This is a genomic window from Xanthomonas sp. WHRI 1810A (genome assembly GCF_040202885.1).
In the GTDB taxonomy this organism is placed as follows: Bacteria; Pseudomonadota; Gammaproteobacteria; order Pseudomonadales; family Pseudomonadaceae; genus Aquipseudomonas.
Map to the genome: position 1 here is coordinate 77,985 of NZ_JBEGED010000011.1, position 17,510 is coordinate 95,494.

Below are 17,510 nucleotides of genomic sequence, written 5' to 3' on the forward strand. Positions count from 1 at the left end.
GTCGCCCACTCCCCTGTCAGATTTCGTACTCGACAGCACTGACGTACACCAACTGCTGGAACACTTCTTTTTCGGTGAGGCGGCAGTAGCGCAAGATGTTCCGGGCAAGCTCCGGGAACACCGGCGCGCCGAGGGCGCCGATCAGTGCCATGTAGGGCAGGATGCGCTTGCCCATGGACTGCCGGTCCCGGGCGGCGTTGATCACGTCGGACAGCAACACCGCCAGGCCTTTCATGGAGAAATGATCCACCGACGTCACTTCAAACCAGCGCGCTATCAGAATCTTGATCGCGGCCGCATCGGTGGAATTGACCTTCAGGCTGTCGCCGTCCACACGCTCGCGCTCGGCCTTGGCGGCGAGCTTGACCAGCACTTCGTTGAACGTGCGATCACGCCAGGCGGCAAATTTCTCGACATCGAAATCATCGGTGTCCTGCTCCGGCGCAATGAGCGCCAGGTAAAAACGGGCGCTGTCGGTGCAGGCTTCGGCCACCAGGTCTCGCGCCCAGATCGCGTAATTGCGGCTGGTGGAGAGGTTCTTGCCGTTGAGCGTCAAAAACTGGTTGGTGTAGAAGGTCTGACGCATGCGGTAGCCGTGCATGGTGTGCAGCAACGAGGGGTAAACCACCATGTGACTGAACGCGCAGTCGTAGCCGAGGAAGTGCACCAACCGACCTTTGCCCGAACGGCAATACTCGTCGTACTCCCAAGGCGCTTGCTTGTGCTCGTTGAGGTATTCGCGAAAAGCCGCCAGGTAACCCGACAGGCCCATGACCCAGGTGTGGATGCGCCGGGTGCCGTCGGGCTTGAGGTCCAGGCCGCCGTCGTGGGGCCGCGTGATACCCCAGTCCGCCGGCCCCATGCGCATTTCTTCGGCAAGAAAACGCCGAATGAAGGGCCGCAGCGGGGCATGCTCGAAGATGCTTTGCAGGTGGTTGCGGAAGTTCGACAGCGCCAGGAACTCGCGCTCGATGGGGCGCCAGATCATCGGTGCCGCGCAGAGCTTGCAGCGGAAGTCGGTCATTTTCGAGGCGTTGGGCGTGTGCGCGCATTCTTCGCACTGACTGGCATCGGAGTCCGAGCCGCAGTGGTCGCAATTACCCCGGCCAAACGCCTCATAACCCCACTTATCGCACTGCTCGCAATACGGCTCCTGGCTGACCTTTTTGTAAATGGCCCCCGCCTTTACCGCGTACTCGTACACTTCTTCTACAGCTTTCTTGAAGTAGTTATTGCGATACGGGCGCATCCAGAAATCAACTTGAATGCCCATTTTGGTCAACGTGTCGTTGATCTTGTCGGTGTTCTCCACCGCGAGTTCCTGCGGATCCCGATCAAGTTCAATGCCACGGCGCAGCATGTAAGACTGATAGTCGTCGGAATAGGAAACCAGGGTGCAATCGTGACCACGCTGGCGCTGTGCGCGGGTGTAGATGTCCGCTGCCAGAAACGGCCCGGCCATGTGCCCGATATGCAGATCGCCGTTGGGCGTTGGCGGCGTAATAGTGACCAGCAACTTTGCCATCAGGACGCCCTCTGTTCGGAAACGTCATGAATCGGCACGTGCTGCAGAGATACGTGCTGCAGCTCAGCACCTTGCTGTGCGTCTTCGTCGAGAAAGCGATTGGCCGAGTCGCGGTCCCACCACACCACGTAAAAATGGAAGTCTTCGTCGGTGTCGTTGAGCACGTAGTGATCGGTGTGTTTGGGGATGGCCGCAATATCGCCCATCACAAACGGGAACGTCTGATCGCCCACCACCAGCTTGGCGCTGCCTTTGATGCCGATGAAAAACTCTTGGTCGATCTGGGTGTGGGACAAGGATTTGGTGTGCGGTCGTACGACACACCAACCACCGCCGATGGGTGTGGGGTAACCGGCCCACGGCAACAGCCTGGCGCCGTCCAGATCATATTCATGAACCAGTGTGTCCCAGGCCATCGGACGAAAAATTTGAAAGTCCGCCATGAAGTTCTCCTCCCGTTTTCAAGCGTCCTTGCTCGCTATTGGTTCGACGAGGCACGTCCCCAATAACGCCTCGTCAATGAATGGATAAGCTGAGGATTTTCGGAAGGCGGAGCAAACTATGAATACGCAATTGCCAGTTAAGTTTGACTTAACCGGAATGGGCTTAAGGGGTTCAAAACATCACGTTACTGCTATTAAGCGCAGTGATCGCTACAGCGCAGTAGTTGAAGTAAGACTTAAGTCGCCCTGCTTGACCTGGGCAGATGAAAGTCGCGTGATCGCGCTATCGCGTAGTGAATTCTCGTTGACTGGAAATGGCCTGGCTCACCAGCCAATCCCGAAACTGGCGACTGGATTTGGGCAAGATCGCGGTTTCATCGTAGACCAGGTAATACGCGATGGGCGTGTCGATCGTGACCCGAAACGGCACGACCAACCGGCCAGACGCCAACTCGTCGGGGATCAACGAGCGGCGGACCAGAGCAATGCCCATCCCGGCGAGTGCGGCTTCGATCACACCGTTGGAATCCACGAACACCGACCCCCGATGAACCGCAGCCTCCGCGTCCTCGATCCCCACGGCACGTAGCCAAAGCCCCCAGTCTTCACGATGCTCGTCGTGCAGCAGGGTGTAGTTCTTCAGATCAATGGGTGAGGACAGAAACCGGGAATCGGGCAGCAAGGCCGGGCTGCACACCGGCTGCAAACGGTCGTTGATCAGCATCTCGACTTCCAGCCCGGGATAGCGACCCAAGCCATGCCGCACCGCAAAATCAACCCCGTCGCCCAACAGGTCTACCAGCCGATTGGTGGTGCTGATGAGCACTTCCACGTCAGGACAAAGCGCCTGAAAATCCGGCAGACGCGGCATTAACCACTGCATGGCAAAGCCGCTGGTGCAACTGATGGTGATGGTGTTGGGGCCGTTGTCGCTCATCAGTCGCTGGGTGGCGTCGGCGATCTGGCCCAGTGCCGGGCGAATGGCCCTGAGGTAAATCTTGCCTTCGGCCGTGAGCTCCAGCCGCTTGGTGTTGCGGATGAACAGCTGCACACCCACGGCTTTTTCCAGTTTGGCAATTTGCTGGCTGATCGCCGCAGGCGTGACGAAGAGCTCACCCGCCGCACTCTTCATGCTCGCGTGACGCCCCGTTGCTTCAAAGCAGAGCAAGGCGTGCAGGGGCGGGAATTTCATGTCTGACCTCAGTTAAGAAAAACTAATGTGCTTTAGAAAAGCTCGCTTGAGCACCGCTCCAGACACTGCTCAAATCATCACACCCTGACTCGACAAGCGTCAATGCCGCATCTTTCGGGTCATTTTTCAGTTACCGGTCAGTGGCAAAGGGTGTTCATGAAACTATCCGACTACGTGCGACTTCTGGTCCTGGCAGCGATATGGGGCGCCAGCTTTTTATTCATGCGCATCGCCGCGCCTGTGCTGGGCGCACTGCCCACCGCGTTCTTTCGCGTCTTGCTGGGCGCGATTGGCCTGGCCGTCATTCTCGCCATTCTCAAAACCAAAACCGACTTTAACGGCAAGTTGAAAGCCACGATGTTCCTGGGCGTGATCAACTCCGGCATCCCTTTCCTGATGTACAGCGTGGCCGCCTTGTTATTGCCGGCCGGTTATTCCGCGATCCTCAACGCCACCACGCCGCTGATGGGCGTGCTGATCGGCTCGATGTTTTTCAATGACTCACTGACCGTGAAAAAAGCGGCCGGTGTGCTGATTGGCTTGATGGGCATCACGTTACTCACTACCACCGGGCCGGTGACGATGTCGTCCACGGTAGTGATGGGTGCGCTGGCCTGTCTGGTCGCGACCACCTGCTACGGCGCTTCGGGTTTTCTCACCAAGCAATGGGTGGCTGACAAGGGCGGACTAGACGCGAAGCTGGTCGCCTTCGGCAGCCAGATCGGCGCAACCCTTTTCCTCGCGCCCTTCTTCGGCATCTCGGCCACGGTCAATCCGCCGCTCAGTTGGGGTGACTCGACAGTCTGGCTCGCACTGGCGGCTGTAGGATTTATCTGCACCGCATGCGCGTACATTCTGTACTTCCGCCTGATAGCCGACATCGGCCCCGTACGCTCCCTGACCGTCACCTTCCTGATTCCGCCTTTCGGCGTGCTGTGGGGCGTGATGTTTCTGGATGAACACCTCTCCGTCGCGCACCTGTACGGCGGTGGGCTGATCTGTCTGGCCGTGTGGTTCGTGCTGAGCCAGAGCAAACCCAGGCAAGTGAACGCCAAACGAAACACGGCCGCTGTCTGATCCGACGCGTTATCAAGGTATTGAAGATGAGCAGAGCAATACCGTTGATTGCACTTCGCACGTTTGTCGAAGTATGTAAGGTCGGCAGCATGAAACGCGCCGCCGATCATCTCTGCGTGTCCCCGGCGGCTGTCAGCCAGCAGATCAAAGGGCTGGAGGACCAGATCGGGCGGCGCCTGTTTGAGCGCGATGCCAAGGGGATTCGCCTGACTGCCAATGGTCGTACGCTGTTCGACGAGTTGTCCGACACCTTTGAGGTCATCGAAAAAGCCTGGTCCGGCGCCGCGCTCAAACCGCCAAGACAGACACGACTGGTGATCAGCACCACGTCGACCATTGCCAGCTCCTGGCTGATCCCCGCGCTGGGCGATTTCAAGGAGCGGTGCCCGAATATCGAAATCTCGATTCAGATCTGCTCCAGCCTCTCGGACCTCAAGCACGGGCATGTGGACATCGCGATCCAGCGCGAGATGGCCAGCAACCCGGACAACCACGCAACGCGGCTGTGGTCTTCGTACCTGATTCCGGTGTGCAGCCCGACGCTGCTGGCCAAACAGCGCAGCATCGAAACACCCCAGGACTGCCTGACCTTCCCGCTGTTGCAGGACACCGAACGCAACTACTGGAAGGTCTGGATGAACGCCTTTGGCATGGGCAACCGCAAGATCATCCAGGGTTCCAGCTACGGCGATGAGTCGCTGTTGATCAGCGCCGCCTGCGCAGGTCAGGGCATTGCGCTGGTCAACAACGTGTTCGCCTGGGAAGCCCTGAAATCCAGACGACTGGTGCAGGTGCTGGATGCCACTTCGGAACTGAAATTCGATTATTTCGTGTACTGCGCCAAAGAGCGCCGCGAAGAGTGGGCGATTGATGCCTTCATGAAATGGGCCGTGCAACAGGCGGGGAAATCCGCGCACGGCCATGAGCGGGAGATCGATGAAGCGTTCCAGGTGGCGTGAGCCTGTTGCGCTATCAGTGGGCGTACGTCACCAGGTTTTCATGGCTGATAATCGCCGACTCGGCTACATAACCAATCTGCCGGGCGAACGCCTCGACGAACTGGCCGCGCAGGCGCTGAATTTCCTGGGAGCTGTAATTGACCAGACCCCGCGCCAGCTCCACACCATCCGGCCCGCTACACACCACCATGTCCCCGCGCTGAAACGTGCCTTCCACCCGCAGAATCATCAGCGCGGTCACACCACCGCCTTCTGACAACTCGCCGTACGAGCCGGCAATGATTTCCAGCACGCCGCGCATGGGAAGCTGATTGGACAACCACCGGTCTCGCGAGGCGGCCGGGTTGGTGTCGGACAGCAGCAACGTGCCGACCGAGGCGCCGCTGGCCACGGCTTCGAGGATGCCGGCCCTGCGTCCGTCGGCGATGATCGTGTGGGCGCCGGAACGCGCTGCCAGGCGGGCCGAGCGCAACCAGGAGCGGACGTCGAAACCGAAGTGCTCGGTCATGTCGTGGGCGCAGCGATCCAGATGGGCATCCCCGGCTGCCGCCTGGCTGATCAGTTCGCCTGACGGCGACGCTTCGGCGACAGCGCCCAGGCTGAGAAAACCTTCAAGTTCAGTCAGCAAGATGTAAGTGTCGGCCTGCACCAGGTTCACGATCAACGCGCCGAGGCTGTCGGTGTCGCCCGCACGTATGCCGTGGCTGGCGACGGTGCCGTTTTCGCTGACCACCGGAACGGCTCCGTTTTTGAGCAACACCTGCAGTGTGCTGCGGGCGTTGAGGTAGTGCTTGCGGTGAGACAGGTCATCCTGGGTCAGGAGGATCTGCGCCGACTGCAGCCCATGGGCTTCAAGACCTTGGGCCCAGGCATTGGTCAGCTTGATCTGGCCGATGGCAGCCAGGGCCTGCGCCTCGTGCAGCGGCACTGCCGTGCCATTCGCCTGATCGCCCGCTTGAGTGGCGCAGGCACCGGTGGCACCGGCTGACACCACCACCACTTCAATGCCCCGTTGATGCAGCGTGGCCACCTGAGCGGCCAGTCGCTGTACGGCATCCTGGTTCAAGCCGTCAGGCGCGCAGATCAGACGGCTCTCGATGTGGATGACCCAACGCTTTGTCGTCGCTATCTCTTCACGCATTTCTTCACCTCGGTTTTGCTTTTTATCCCTGCTCGCGTTGCGGCGATAACGTCACGCCATTGCTCATCTGCGCCAGCACGCTTGCCGACTCCAGGTCCGCGGCATTGGAAGCATGAACTACATACAGGCATTGCCCCTGCGTCACAAACTCGCCCTGCCCGATTTTAAGATCAATGCCGGCTGACTTATCCACAGGCGCTCCGGCGCGTCGGGCAATTTCCGCGATGCGCCAGCCGTCCAGCTCGCTCACCTGCCCTGCAGCGGTTGCGAACACCGAATAGGTCAACGCACCGGGCAGCGACGGTTCCTTTCTGCCCTGCGCATCGATGATCCGCTCGAACGCCGCATTCGCCTTGCCGCTGGTCAACAGGTCTTCAGCCAATTGGCGCCCGGCTTCGACGCTGCCCACCGCCGGGTCCCAGGAGAGAATCTGCCCGGCGAAGAAAATCGCCTTTTCCCGCAAATCCTGTGGCGCCGACGGGTCGTTGGCCAGCACCGAACGCACGTCGCGCACTTCAAGCGCCGGGCCGATGCCACGGCCAATCGGTCGGCTGCCGTCAGTGGCAAAGGCGACAACGGTCAGACCGAGTCCGGCACCGACGCGCTCGAACAGGTCGCCCAGCTCCCGGGCCTGCGCCTGGGTTTTCAGTTTGGTGCGGGGGCCGTAGGGCAGATCGACCACGACGTGGGTTGAACCGGCCGTGAGCTTCTTCGACAGGATCGAGGCCACCGACCAGCGATTGGAGTCGATACCCAGCGGGCGGGTGATGGCGTTCATCACGTCGTCCACCACGGAGTGATTGAGCCGGCCGTTCCAGGCAATGCACGCGCCAGCCTGCTCGACGCAGCGCTGCACGTCGGCCACGGTCAGGTCGACGCGGGCCACCGCCTCCATCGCATCGGCGGTGCCTGCCGCCGACGTGATCGCCCGCGAAGAAGTCTTGGGCATCGCCATGCCATGGGCCGCGACAATCGGCACCACCAGCAGCGTGATGCGGCTGCCGGGGACACCACCCATGGAATGCTTGTCGACCACGATGGGGTGATCCCAGTGCAGGGTCGGGGTGAAACGAGTCCGCACCCGGGCCAGCGCGATGACCTCGGCGTCGGACAGGCTGCGCGTGGCGCTGACCAGAAACGCGCTGATCTCGCCTTCGGTGTAGCGGCCTTCGATGATGTCGCGCAGCAGCATTTCGTACTCGGCTTCGCCCAGTTCGTGGCCCTGGACTTTCTGAATCAACGCCTGGCGGCTGGCCGGTGATGGCGTGCGCCGCAAGGCAACCTCCGCGCCCTCGGCAACGTCCCAGCTCGCGAACGCCTCTTCGCTCAAGCCCAGCTCGTCAGGCGCCAGCAACGCCTCGGCCGCCAGACCGTGAATCTGCACGCTCAATGATTTGCCGTCGGCCAAGAGGTCTACTTTTGAAGCGCCCAGATAGTCGGCAGCCGACAGCACGGCGCTCTGCATCGGCAGATAGGCAATCCGCTCAAGGCCTGTGGACACCGGCACCCGGCGCAGCCGCAAGCGCTGAGTGGCAGTGGCCAGCGCTCTGACAAACGCGGTAATGCCGTGGTCGAGGGCGCCATCATTGCTCACGCGAATGGTTTCGATGTCCACCGGCAGCGGCTCGACCTGGCGCATGACCCGGGCGCGGGCCTCCATGGCATTTTCCCGGCCGCGCGCCAGAATCCTTGACGCCAGCACGTCGATGGAGGCCGTGACCTCGACGACGACCAGCCTGGGGACAAGTCCGGCCAGTTCGCGGATCATTTTGCGCGAGCCGTTGGCGATGACGTGATTACCGTTGCTCAAGGCGCTCAGCAGGTCCGCTGACAAACCGTATGACAGCCCGTGGGCTTCCCAGGTGATCAAAAAATCCCCTGCGGCCAAGGACGTGTTGAATTGGGCTTCGGTGACGCCGTCGTGATCTTCGCCTGGAGCGCCGGACGGGCGCGTAATGGTACGGCGAGCGAACACATACCGACCGGCCTCACCGAGTTGGGCGCGGGCGCCTTCGATCAACGAATCCTTGCCGGCACCACTGGGGCCGACAATAAAGAAGAAGATGCCCTGCGCCATGTGCCTTACTCCGCCTCGTCCAGGCCGATGTCTACACACACCGCTGCCTGATTGAGCTTGCTGGTGGAAATGTAGTCGACACCGGTCTTGGAGATCGCGCCGATGGTGGACAGATTGATGCCACCCGATGCTTCGAGCTTGGTGCGGCCGTTGACCATTTTCACCGCTTCGGTCATGTCGGCCACGCTCATGTTGTCGAGCATGATGACATCGACGTTGGCTTCCAGCGCTTCGGCCACTTGGGTCAGGCTGTCGCACTCCACTTCCAGCTTGGTCAGCACCGGCAACTGGCGACGGGCGCGCTGGACTGCCTGGGTGATGCCGCCGCACACCGCAATGTGGTTGTCTTTGATCATCACGCCGTTGTCCAGGCCCAGGCGATGGTTCAGGCCGCCACCGCAGGTGACCGCGTGTTTTTCCAGCATGCGCAGGCCCGGGGTGGTCTTGCGGGTGTCGATCAGGCGAGCGTTGCTGCCGGCGACGGCTGCCACGTACTTGGCGGTCTCGTTGGCAATACCCGACATGCGCTGCACGATGTTCAACGCGGTGCGCTCGGCAGTCAGCACGCTGCGGGCGTTACCGCTCACATCAATCATCACGGTGCCGGCTTCGATTTTCTGGCCGTCTTTGACGCGTACGATCACTTCCAGCGTCGGGTCGTAACGCTTGAACACCCGTGCGGCGATGTCGATGCCGGAAACGATCAGGGTTTCCCGCGCGTTCATGTAAAAGGCGCCGGTTTCGTCTGGCTCGATCATGACCTGCGCGGTCAGGTCGCAGTAACCGATGTCTTCGGTCAGCCAAAGATCGATAAGGCGGTCAGTCTGGAAAACGTCATACATCGTGGTTACCCCTATGTGGATACGGTTCGGTGCGAAAAAAAGCGGTTTAGCGGTGCTGAAGTTTCTTGTCGAGCATGAGCATCAGGCTGTTGCAGGTGACTGCGATGACCGTGAGCAACAGCGCGACGGCCATGATGGTCGGTATGTCGCCCAGGCCCATGGCGTTGACGGCCATGTAGCCCAGCCCGCGCTGTGAAGCGAACATTTCGCCGATCAGCACGCCCAGCAATGTCAGGGCAAAACCCAGCCTTACGCCGGCCACGATCTCCGGCAGGATTGCCGGCAGCAACACGTGGAACAGTGACTGAATCGGCGTGAGCCGCAGGGTGCCGGCAGTGCGCATGTACACCGGGCGCATTTGGCGGATGGCGTTCATGGTGAACAGCAGGATCGGAATCAACCCGTGCATGACGCCGAATGCCACTTTCGAGGACAGTCCGAGGCCGAAGCACAGCAGCACCAGCGGATACAGCGTGACTTTGGGGATGGCGTACAGGTTGAGCAGGATCGGCTCGGCCACCGCGCCGGCCAGTCGGTTAACCCCCAGCAGTACGCCGAGCACGATGCCGCCGATCAACGCCAGGCTCATGGCGTAGGCGAACGCCTTGGCGGTTTCACCGACGTTGGTCCACAGCTCGACCGTGCCCATCATTGAAATCAGGTGGGTGACGGTCATCCATGGCGATGTCAGTGCCCCCGCGCCGATAGCCATGTGCAGCAATTGCCACCCGGCGATCAGCGCCAGCACCAGTAAAAAGGTCGGTAGGAATCTCTGCATGCCGGTCACCGTTGACGACGCGCTTGCAAGCGGCGGTCGAAGAAGTTGAGCGCCGCGTTGATCAGCGTGACGCTGATCAGCACCAGCAACATGAGGGCGTACATGTTGTCGCTTTCGAAGTTGTTGTAGGCAAAGGCAATGGCGTAACCGATGCCGGAGCCGGACAGGATGAATTCCGAAGCAATCACGCCGATGAACGCGTACGCCACGGCCAGTTTCACGCCGCCGAACAGGTACGGCAGCGCGGCCGGCAGTTCGATTCGCCAGGCGGTTTGCAGCCTGGACATGCGCATCACGGCGGCGCTTTTGCGCAGCACCTGAGGGATGCGGTCGAGACCGGTGAGCGTAGCGGTGATCATCGCGACGATGGCCAACAGCACGGCGATGGCGATGATCGAGCCATGGCCCACACCGAACACCACGATGAAGACGGGGTAGAAAATAAAGGTCGGCACCGCGTAATAACTGGCCAGCAGCGGCTCCAGCGCCCCACGAAAGCGCGGCATCGAGTGCACCGCCAGGCCGATGAAAAAGCCGCTGATGATCGCGACAAACGCCGAAACGACGATGTTGGTAAAGCTGAACAGAATGTCTTTGCTGTACTGGCCGGCTGTCACCAGCCCAACCAGATGGGTGAACATCTGCGATGGCGGGATCATCACGGTCTGCGGGATGACGTGAGTGCGACACAGCAACTCGATCAACCCGATGAAGCCTGCGACCAACACAGATCGCAGCACGCTTTCGATATTCAAATCGACGTCCTCAAGAGATGGCCGAACCGGATCAGTGCTGCGTGCCCATGACCTTCATGGTCTCCACCCGCAGCTTGTCCCACAGCCGCGAATTGATCTCGCCGAAGCGTGGCGTCGAGACCACGCGACTGTCGCGGTCGCGGTCCCAGCCGGTTTCAACCATGTCGATGAACAGCCCCGGCCGTGAGGACATCACCCCGACCCGGTCCGACAATATGGCGGCCTCGTCCAGGGCGTGGGTGATCAGCAACACGGTGGCATTGGTTTCGCGCCACAGCCGCAGCAACTCATCGCCCATCAGCAGACGGGTTTGTTGATCCAGTGCACCGAAGGGTTCGTCCATCAGGATCAGGCGCGGCTGCATGACAAGCGTGCGGGCGATGCACACCCGCTGGCGCATGCCGCCTGACAGTTGCGCAGGATAGGCGCCGGCAAAATCGCGCAGGCCCATGAAGCCCAGGGCGTAGATCACGCGGCGCTCAACCTCCGGGCCGTCAACGCCACTGCGGCGAAGACCGAAGGCGATGTTGTCGCGTACGGTGAGCCAGGGGAAAGACGCGTCTTCCTGAAACACCACGCCGACGCCGTCCGGGACGCTGGAAATGACCTTGCCTTCGAACATCACCTCCCCCGACGTCGGGCGTGCAAGGCCGGAGAGCACGTCCATCAAGGTCGACTTTCCACACCCCGAAGGGCCGACCACGGAAAAGAATTCGCCCTTGTTCAACGTCAGATCGATAGGCCCGAGCGCGGCGAACATTTCTTTGGTGCCAGCCTTCTTGAAGGAACGTGTCACTTGTTTCAACGTGACATGCGCGGTGCGGGTATCCGGTGCCACGTGCAACGTCTCAACGGCCCCGCCTTTCACTGCAAACGTCATATTCACTCCCCCAGTTCGGCCGGTGAACCTTGAGCCCTATAGGCCAAAAGCGTTCTATTTATAATGCACACGCTAGATATCTAGGTATTAGCAAGATGGGAGCCAATGTGCGACTGATCGCGTGAAAGCAGACGGTAAAAATTTCATCTATATGATTTACAACGACTTAAATTCAACGGCGGCTCAGCGCAGGAACATATGTGCATAACAATGCAGGCGCTCATAATAAAGTCAGCCAAAGCACTAATAGGATGTACACGCTATTCGCTCCAGCGTAGTGCCAACGTCCCTTCCTCGCACCAAAGGGGGACGTCTTTCAATACACGCCGACACGCGCGGCCGCTGAGTTGAAAAGGTGCTTAAACCAATGTGTACGCTTCTTTTTCGACCGCTACCCGCTGACCGGTAGTCAATGAAAGAAACGTATGCCTCACGTAAAGTTGTTAGATATCAACTAGATGAATAGTTTTTTTGACACTTTCAGGGGGCGGTATGCAACTGGCCTGTATCTTGCTCCGTAACTTTTAATAGCGTACAGAAACTAAAAAAACATCGCCGTCGCATTCAATTCTTGCCATCACGAACGTACTTCGATGCTATCAGGAGTTCCGAGCATGACTGCACAGCAAGCCCTTATGCGCTCTACCCGAAAGTTTGCCGCCGCTGGCCTGGCCGCATTGTTTTTGGTGGCGCCCATGGCGCGCGCCGATGAGATCTCCGTCACCCAGTGGGGCACGAGCCTGTACGGCTTGCCGTATGCGGTCGCGATGGAAAACGGATTGTTCAAAAAGGCTGGGGTCGATATCACCGGCATCCTGGGTTCAGGCGGTGGCGGGACGACGGTTCGCAACATCCTGGCCAGCGACACGCCTTATGGTGAGGTCGCAGTCGCCGCAGCGCTGGCGGCCCAACGTCAGGGGCTGGACCTAGTGATGATCAACGTCGGCACGCGCTCGGTGGCGGAGTCTTCGGTGGTGACGCTCAAGGGCTCGGCACTCAAGGACATTGCCCAACTGGAAGGCAAGAAAGTCGCGATCACCTCCCCCAAGGGCGTGTCGGAAATGCTGTTGCTGATGTCGTTGAAGGCCAAGAGCGTCGACGCGAACAAAGTGGCGCGGGTCGCTTCCGGCGGTTATGTAAACGGACTGACCTTGCTTGACCAGAAAGCCGTAGACGCAGCCGTGTTGATCGAGCCGCTCTCGATCATTCGCAAAGACCAGTACGACACGCTGTATAAATCCAGCGATGTGCTTCCGCCAATGACCACATCGGTCGGCATCACCACCCGTGAGTTCGCCAAGGCTCATCCCGACAAGCTGAAAGCAATCATCGAAGGACGCCGAATGGGCGTCAAAGCCATCTACGACAACCCTCAACAGGCGGCCGACATCCTCGCCAAGAGCTTCAAACTTGAACCGGCGATTGCCAAAGAGGCTGTGGATAACATGGTCACGTCACACATGTGGAGCGAGGGCGACTTCAACCTGGCAGAGCTGGACCGCATGGCCGATGGTTTGAGGTTGAACGGCGAACTGAAGGGCGACGTAGACTGGAAGGCGATCATTGATAAGTCGTTTCTGCCAGCCGACTTGATGAAGTGACGGCTGCCCCGAACAAGTTGGGGCAGCCGCTAGTGTGGGGAGATACAACGCCAGCTGTGGATAACTTATTCCACGGTCACTGACTTCGCCAGGTTGCGCGGTTGGTCAACGTCTGTCCCTTTCAACACCGCCACGTAATACGACAGAAGCTGCAGCGGGATGGTGTACAGAATCGGCGCCAGCGCGTCGATGATGTGCGGCATGGCGATGACGTGGGTGCCTTCACCATTTTCGAGGCCGGCTTGTTCGTCGGCGAAAACGATCAGCTCGCCGCCCCGCGCGCGCACTTCCTGCAGGTTGGATTTCAGCTTCTCCAGCAGTTCGTTGTTCGGTGCGACGGTGACCACCGGCATGTCGCTGTCGACCAGGGCCAACGGGCCGTGTTTCAGCTCGCCTGCCGGGTAGGCTTCGGCGTGGATGTAGGAGATTTCCTTAAGCTTCAAGGCGCCTTCCATCGCCACGGGGAATTGCGCGCCACGGCCGAGGAACAGCGTGTGGTGTTTCTCGGCGAACAGTTCGGCGACTTTCTCGATAGTCGCCTCCATGGCCAGTGCTTCGCCCAAGCGAGTCGGCAGGCGGCGCAGCTCTTCCACCAGTTCCGCTTCAACGCCTTCTGCCAAGGTGCCTCTGACCTGCCCCAGCGACAACGTCAGCAGCAACAAGCCCACCAGCTGCGTGGTGAACGCTTTGGTGGAGGCGACACCAATCTCAGGGCCGGCCTGGGTCAGCAGGGTCAGGTCTGACTCACGCACCAACGAGCTGATGCCGACGTTGCAGATCGCCAGACTGGCCAGGAAGCCCAGCTCCTTGGCGTTGCGAAGTGCGGCGAGTGTGTCAGCGGTCTCGCCCGACTGTGAGATCGAAACAAACAGGGTGTCCGGCTGCACCACGACCTTGCGGTAACGGAATTCGCTCGCCACTTCTACCTGACAGGGGATGCCCGCCAACCCTTCCAGCCAATAACGCGCAACCATGCCCGCGTGATAACTGGTGCCGCACGCAACGATCTGCACGTTGCGCACCTTGGCAAACAGTTCGGCGGCTTGCGGCCCGAAGGCCTGGACCAGCACCTGTTGCTGACCGAGACGGCCTTCCAGCGTGCGCTGCACGACTTTCGGTTGCTCGTGGATTTCCTTGAGCATGAAGTGGCGGAACTCACCTTTGTCGGCGGCTTCGGCACCCTCACGGTACTGCACGGTTTCGCGCTCGACGGACAGGCCGTCGGCGTTCCAGATCTGGACGCTGTCGCGGCGAATTTCTGCAATATCGCCCTCTTCCAGGTACACAAAGCGATCCGTGACCTGACGCAGGGCCAATTGGTCGGAAGCCAGGAAGTTTTCGCCCAGCCCCAAGCCCACCACCAGCGGGCTGCCGCTGCGGGCGGCGAGCAGACGATCGGGTTGTTTGGCACTGATCACGGACAAGCCATAAGCACCGTGCAGTTCCTTGACCGCGGCCTTGAGGGCCACGGCCAGATCCGGCGTGTCCTGAAGTTTGTGGTGCAGCAAATGGACGATGACTTCGGTGTCGGTATCCGACGTGAACACGTAACCCAGGCCTTTAAGACGCGCGCGCAGTGGTTCGTGGTTCTCGATGATGCCGTTGTGGACCACCGCCAGTTCATCGTTGGAAAAATGCGGGTGCGCGTTGCGTTCGGTTGGCGCGCCGTGTGTGGCCCAACGGGTGTGGGCGATGCCCAGACGGCCAAGCAACGGCTCGCCGGCCAGAGCCTGCTCCAACTCATTGACCTTGCCTACGCGACGGCGGCGCTCAAGCACACCGGCACTGGAGAAGAGCGCGACACCGGCGCTGTCGTAGCCGCGGTACTCGAGGCGCTTGAGGCCTTCGAGCAAGATGGCCGTCACGTTACGTTCAGCAATAGCGCCAACAATTCCACACATGGTTCTTTTCTCCTAGGAAACAGCGGCGCATATCAACGTGATGCCGCGGGCCTGAATGTGCTCGCGTGCCGCTTGGGGCAGGCGATCATCGGTAATGAGGGTATGAACGCTGCTCCAGGGCAGCTCCAGATTGGGAATCTTGCGACCGACCTTGTCGGACTCGACCATCACGATCACTTCGCGGGCGACCTCGGCCATCACACGACTCAAGCCCAGCAGTTCATTAAACGTGGTAGTGCCACGCGCCAGGTCAATACCGTCGGCGCCAATGAACAACTGATCGAAATCGTATGAGCGCAGCACCTGTTCCGCCACCTGCCCCTGGAAGGATTCAGAGTGCGGGTCCCACGTGCCGCCGGTCATGAGCAATACCGGCTCATGCTCAAGCTCGCCCAAGGCATTGGCCACAGGCAATGAGTTGGTCATCACCACCAGCCCGGGCTGCAGGCCCAGTTCGGGAATCATCGCGGCCGTGGTACTGCCACTGTCGATGATGATGCGTGCGTGCTCGCGGATACGTCCGACGGCAGCGCGGGCGATGGCTTGCTTAAAAAGGGAAATCGGCTGACTGACATCGCCAATCAATTCTTGCGGAAGGGTGACAGCGCCGCCATAGCGACGGAGCAGCAGCCCATTGCTTTCCAGCGCTGCCAGGTCCTTACGGATGGTCACTTCCGAGGTGTCGAAGCGCTTGGCCAACTCGTCGACACTGACCTCACCCTGCTCGTTGAGCAGCGCAAGGATGTTGTGGCGACGTTGGGGCGTATTGCGCTTCGACATGACGGCCTTAAGTTTCGTTTCGAAAGATAACGAAGGCAATAAAAACCTATCGAAAGGTTTTCGTCAAGTGGCAGTGTAAGAAACGCAGTGAGCTTGTAGGGGCACCTTGTTGGAGAGACTGTGTGCAGGCTTAAGACTTTCTCACGAACAAGTTCGCTCCTACAAAGGACTGCCCTGTGGATAACTTCAGTCTTTTTTGATTTTGACCGGACGCTTCCAGCCGTCGATGTTGCGCTGACGGGCACGGGCGACTGCCAACTGTGAAGGGTCTACATTCTGCGTGATCGTTGAACCCGCCGCTGTAGTCGCGCCGGAAGAGATATCCACAGGCGCGACCAACGAGTTGTTAGAGCCGATGAACACGTCCTCCCCCATTACCGTTTTGTGTTTGTTCGCACCATCGTAGTTACACGTGATGGTCCCGGCACCGATGTTAGTCCGGGCGCCAACGACGGCGTCACCCAGATAAGTCAGGTGACCTGCCTTGGCGCCTTCGCCCAGGTGCGCATTTTTCAGTTCGACAAAGTTACCCACATGCGCGCGAGCGTCCAGCACGGTGCCAGGACGCAGCCGGGCGAAAGGTCCTGCGTCGGCGCCTTCGCCCACAATTGCCCCGTCCAGATGGCTGTTGGCTTTGATCACCGCGCCTTTGCGCAGCGTGCTGTCTTTGATGACGCAGTTGGGGCCGATGCTCACCTCATCCTCGATCACCACGCGCCCTTCGAGGATGACGTTGATGTCGATCATGACGTCCCGGCCCACGGTGACGTCCCCGCGGACATCGAAGCGTGAAGGATCACGCAGGGTGACGCCGAGTGCCATCAACCGACGACCTTCTCGTAGTTGATAATGCCGCTCCAGTTCCGCCAGTTGCTTACGGTCGTTCGCGCCTTGCACTTCCATGGCGTCGTGGGGCTGCTCGGTGGCTACCACCATGCCGTCGCCGACGGCCATGGCGATGACGTCTGTCAGGTAATACTCGCCCTGCACGTTGTTGTTCGACAGTCGCCCCAACCAGTCAGCCAGGCGGTTGCCGGGCACCGCGAGGATGCCGGTGTTGCCTTCGGTGATCGCTCGCTGAGTATCTGTCGCGTCCTTGTGCTCGACAATGGCGCTGACCTGGCCCTGTTCATCACGGACGATACGACCGTAGCCTGTTGGATCGTCCAACGTCACGGTCAAAAGCCCCAGCTGCTGCGGGTTGACCCGCGTGAGAAGCCGTTGCAGGGTCTCGACTTCAATCAGCGGCACATCCCCGTAGAGGATCAATACCGTATCGGCCGTCAGCCCTGGTACCGCCTGAGCAACCGCGTGACCTGTGCCTAGTTGTTTGTCCTGAAGCACGAAATTCAGATCATCCGCGGCCAACCGTTCACGCACCGCGTCGGCACCATGGCCGATCACCACGTGTATCCCTTGCGGGTTGAGCTGGCGGGCGCTGTGGATAACATGACCGAGCATGGAATCACCAGCCACAGGGTGAAGGACCTTCGGCAACGCCGAACGCATACGTGTGCCCTGGCCTGCGGCGAGAATGACGATATCGAGAGACATGAAGG

15 protein-coding genes are annotated in these 17,510 nt (G+C 60.1%); 3 read left to right on the forward strand and 12 right to left on the reverse strand.

Annotated features, from left to right (window positions below; genetic code table 11):
* Window positions 1-16 precede the first annotated feature (16 nt).
* The 3 genes from ABQX22_RS16965 to gcvA form a co-directional block, all read right to left on the reverse strand.
* The gene (locus tag ABQX22_RS16965) at window positions 17-1,525 is read right to left on the reverse strand and encodes a methionine--tRNA ligase (protein WP_349801024.1); all 1,509 of its coding nucleotides are present in this window, start codon (window positions 1,523-1,525) and stop codon (window positions 17-19) included.
* Window positions 1,525-1,968 (reverse strand): cupin domain-containing protein, encoded by a 444-nt coding sequence (locus ABQX22_RS16970; protein ID WP_349801025.1) that lies wholly within the window; start codon window positions 1,966-1,968, stop codon window positions 1,525-1,527. Before ABQX22_RS16970 ends, ABQX22_RS16965 begins: the two co-directional genes overlap by 1 nt.
* A 283-nt stretch (window positions 1,969-2,251) precedes the next feature.
* Window positions 2,252-3,160: a transcriptional regulator GcvA gene (gene gcvA / locus ABQX22_RS16975; protein ID WP_349801026.1), complete on the reverse strand. Its 909-nt coding sequence runs from the start codon at window positions 3,158-3,160 to the stop codon at window positions 2,252-2,254.
* A 156-nt stretch (window positions 3,161-3,316) separates the two neighbouring features.
* On the opposite strand from gcvA, the gene ABQX22_RS16980 reads away from it, so the two are divergent.
* Window positions 3,317-4,237 (forward strand): DMT family transporter, encoded by a 921-nt coding sequence (locus ABQX22_RS16980; protein WP_349801027.1) that lies wholly within the window; start codon window positions 3,317-3,319, stop codon window positions 4,235-4,237.
* Window positions 4,238-4,263: 26 nt separating this feature from the next.
* A complete protein-coding gene (locus ABQX22_RS16985; RefSeq protein WP_349801028.1) occupies window positions 4,264-5,196 on the forward strand; it encodes a LysR substrate-binding domain-containing protein in 933 nt (310 codons plus the stop codon).
* A gap of 13 nt (window positions 5,197-5,209) precedes the next feature.
* On the opposite strand, the gene proB is transcribed toward ABQX22_RS16985, so the two are convergent.
* Genes proB through ABQX22_RS17015 form a run of 6 tightly spaced genes read right to left on the reverse strand, consistent with a single transcriptional unit; the run spans window position 5,210 to window position 11,669 of the window.
* Window positions 5,210-6,337, reverse strand: coding sequence for a glutamate 5-kinase (proB, locus tag ABQX22_RS16990; RefSeq protein ID WP_349801029.1), 1,128 nt, complete (start codon window positions 6,335-6,337; stop codon window positions 5,210-5,212).
* Window positions 6,338-6,359: 22 nt separating this feature from the next.
* Window positions 6,360-8,414 carry a phosphonate metabolism protein/1,5-bisphosphokinase (PRPP-forming) PhnN gene (gene phnN / locus ABQX22_RS16995; RefSeq protein ID WP_349801030.1) on the reverse strand — a complete coding sequence of 685 codons (2,055 nt, stop codon included), beginning with the start codon at window positions 8,412-8,414 and terminating at the stop codon, window positions 6,360-6,362.
* Window positions 8,415-8,419: 5 nt separating this feature from the next.
* Window positions 8,420-9,256 (reverse strand): carboxylating nicotinate-nucleotide diphosphorylase, encoded by an 837-nt coding sequence (gene nadC, locus ABQX22_RS17000; RefSeq protein ID WP_349801031.1) that lies wholly within the window; start codon window positions 9,254-9,256, stop codon window positions 8,420-8,422.
* Between the two features lie 46 nt (window positions 9,257-9,302).
* Entirely contained in the window at window positions 9,303-10,034 is a 732-nt protein-coding gene (locus ABQX22_RS17005) for an ABC transporter permease (protein WP_349801032.1), read from the reverse strand.
* A gap of 5 nt (window positions 10,035-10,039) precedes the next feature.
* Complete coding sequence (locus ABQX22_RS17010) at window positions 10,040-10,789, reverse strand: ABC transporter permease (RefSeq protein ID WP_349801033.1); 750 nt, start codon at window positions 10,787-10,789, stop codon at window positions 10,040-10,042.
* Between the two features lie 31 nt (window positions 10,790-10,820).
* Entirely contained in the window at window positions 10,821-11,669 is an 849-nt protein-coding gene (locus ABQX22_RS17015) for an ABC transporter ATP-binding protein (RefSeq protein WP_349801034.1), read from the reverse strand.
* 614 nt (window positions 11,670-12,283) lie between these two features.
* Here ABQX22_RS17015 and ABQX22_RS17020 point away from each other — a divergent pair.
* Window positions 12,284-13,270 carry an ABC transporter substrate-binding protein gene (locus ABQX22_RS17020; protein ID WP_349801035.1) on the forward strand — a complete coding sequence of 329 codons (987 nt, stop codon included), beginning with the start codon at window positions 12,284-12,286 and terminating at the stop codon, window positions 13,268-13,270.
* A 65-nt stretch (window positions 13,271-13,335) separates the two neighbouring features.
* Here the strand turns inward: ABQX22_RS17020 and glmS are convergent, their stop codons facing one another.
* The 3 genes from glmS to glmU form a co-directional block, all read right to left on the reverse strand.
* The gene (gene glmS, locus ABQX22_RS17025; RefSeq protein WP_349801036.1) at window positions 13,336-15,171 is read right to left on the reverse strand and encodes a glutamine--fructose-6-phosphate transaminase (isomerizing); all 1,836 of its coding nucleotides are present in this window, start codon (window positions 15,169-15,171) and stop codon (window positions 13,336-13,338) included.
* 12 nt (window positions 15,172-15,183) lie between these two features.
* Window positions 15,184-15,951 carry a DeoR/GlpR family DNA-binding transcription regulator gene (locus ABQX22_RS17030; protein WP_349801037.1) on the reverse strand — a complete coding sequence of 256 codons (768 nt, stop codon included), beginning with the start codon at window positions 15,949-15,951 and terminating at the stop codon, window positions 15,184-15,186.
* Between the two features lie 186 nt (window positions 15,952-16,137).
* Entirely contained in the window at window positions 16,138-17,505 is a 1,368-nt protein-coding gene (glmU, locus tag ABQX22_RS17035; RefSeq protein ID WP_349801038.1) for a bifunctional UDP-N-acetylglucosamine diphosphorylase/glucosamine-1-phosphate N-acetyltransferase GlmU, read from the reverse strand.
* Between the last annotated feature and the right edge of the window lie 5 nt (window positions 17,506-17,510).

What these genes read in the sequence shown, in the direction of transcription:
- glmU (WP_349801038.1), bottom strand. Translation starts at nt 17,505, where the DNA reads ATGTCTCTCGATATCGTCATTCTCGCCGCAGGCCAGGGCACACGTATG.
- ABQX22_RS17015 (WP_349801034.1), bottom strand. Translation starts at nt 11,669, where the DNA reads ATGACGTTTGCAGTGAAAGGCGGGGCCGTTGAGACGTTGCACGTGGCA.
- glmS (WP_349801036.1), bottom strand. Translation starts at nt 15,171, where the DNA reads ATGTGTGGAATTGTTGGCGCTATTGCTGAACGTAACGTGACGGCCATC.
- ABQX22_RS17030 (WP_349801037.1), bottom strand. Translation starts at nt 15,951, where the DNA reads ATGTCGAAGCGCAATACGCCCCAACGTCGCCACAACATCCTTGCGCTG.
- ABQX22_RS16985 (WP_349801028.1), top strand. Translation starts at nt 4,264, where the DNA reads ATGAGCAGAGCAATACCGTTGATTGCACTTCGCACGTTTGTCGAAGTA.
- ABQX22_RS16980 (WP_349801027.1), top strand. Translation starts at nt 3,317, where the DNA reads ATGAAACTATCCGACTACGTGCGACTTCTGGTCCTGGCAGCGATATGG.
- ABQX22_RS17005 (WP_349801032.1), bottom strand. Translation starts at nt 10,034, where the DNA reads ATGCAGAGATTCCTACCGACCTTTTTACTGGTGCTGGCGCTGATCGCC.
- ABQX22_RS16970 (WP_349801025.1), bottom strand. Translation starts at nt 1,968, where the DNA reads ATGGCGGACTTTCAAATTTTTCGTCCGATGGCCTGGGACACACTGGTT.
- ABQX22_RS16965 (WP_349801024.1), bottom strand. Translation starts at nt 1,525, where the DNA reads ATGGCAAAGTTGCTGGTCACTATTACGCCGCCAACGCCCAACGGCGAT.
- ABQX22_RS17020 (WP_349801035.1), top strand. Translation starts at nt 12,284, where the DNA reads ATGACTGCACAGCAAGCCCTTATGCGCTCTACCCGAAAGTTTGCCGCC.
- gcvA (WP_349801026.1), bottom strand. Translation starts at nt 3,160, where the DNA reads ATGAAATTCCCGCCCCTGCACGCCTTGCTCTGCTTTGAAGCAACGGGG.
- proB (WP_349801029.1), bottom strand. Translation starts at nt 6,337, where the DNA reads ATGCGTGAAGAGATAGCGACGACAAAGCGTTGGGTCATCCACATCGAG.
- nadC (WP_349801031.1), bottom strand. Translation starts at nt 9,256, where the DNA reads ATGTATGACGTTTTCCAGACTGACCGCCTTATCGATCTTTGGCTGACC.
- phnN (WP_349801030.1), bottom strand. Translation starts at nt 8,414, where the DNA reads ATGGCGCAGGGCATCTTCTTCTTTATTGTCGGCCCCAGTGGTGCCGGC.